Annotated in this window: 1 pseudogene; it reads left to right on the top strand. The window is 44.0% G+C overall.

Annotated features, from left to right (window positions below):
• Positions 1 to 725 (top strand): annotated as a pseudogene (locus tag H5084_RS20070) (transketolase); the annotation flags it as partial.

Genomic DNA, 725 nt, shown 5'->3' with positions numbered 1-725 from the left:
GCAGCTTACGCAGCGGCTTATCCTGAACTAGCTGCTGAATACAAACGTCGTGTTAACAACGAATTACCTGCTGAGTGGGAAGCTAAGTCTTCTGCTTACATTGCTGACTTACAAGCTAACCAAGGTAATATCGCTACGCGTAAAGCTTCACAAAACTGTATCGAAGCTTACGGCGCAATCTTGCCAGAGCTATTAGGGGGGTCAGCTGATTTAGCGCCATCTAACTTAACCATGTGGTCTGGTACGAAAGCGATTACGGCTGATGATGCAACGGGTAACTATATACACTATGGCGTACGTGAGTTTGCAATGGTGGCTATCATTAACGGTATCGCACTACATAAAGGCTTTGTGCCTTACGGCGCAACATTCTTAATGTTCATGGAATATGCACGTAACGCGCTACGTATGTCTGCAATAATGAAGCAACGTTCAATTCAAGTGTTTACGCATGACTCAATCGGTTTAGGTGAAGATGGTCCAACTCATCAACCTGTAGAGCAAATTGCAAGCTTACGTTTAACACCAAATATGAACACATGGCGTCCATGTGACAGCGTTGAATCTGCTGTTGCTTGGAAATTTGCGATTGAATCAGTTGATGCACCGTCATCACTTATCTTTAGCCGTCAAAACTTGAAACCACAAGCACGTGACGCACAGCAATTAGCTGACGTTGTGAAAGGTGGTTATGTATTGATTGATTCAGCAACACCAGCTGAAAT

Origin of the sequence: Psychromonas sp. SR45-3 (assembly GCF_014163575.1) — a bacterium.
Lineage (GTDB): Bacteria > Pseudomonadota > Gammaproteobacteria > Enterobacterales > Psychromonadaceae > Psychromonas > Psychromonas arctica.
The sequence above is the reverse complement of the archived record's forward strand: the minus strand, read 5'-3'. Positions and strand labels throughout refer to the sequence as shown.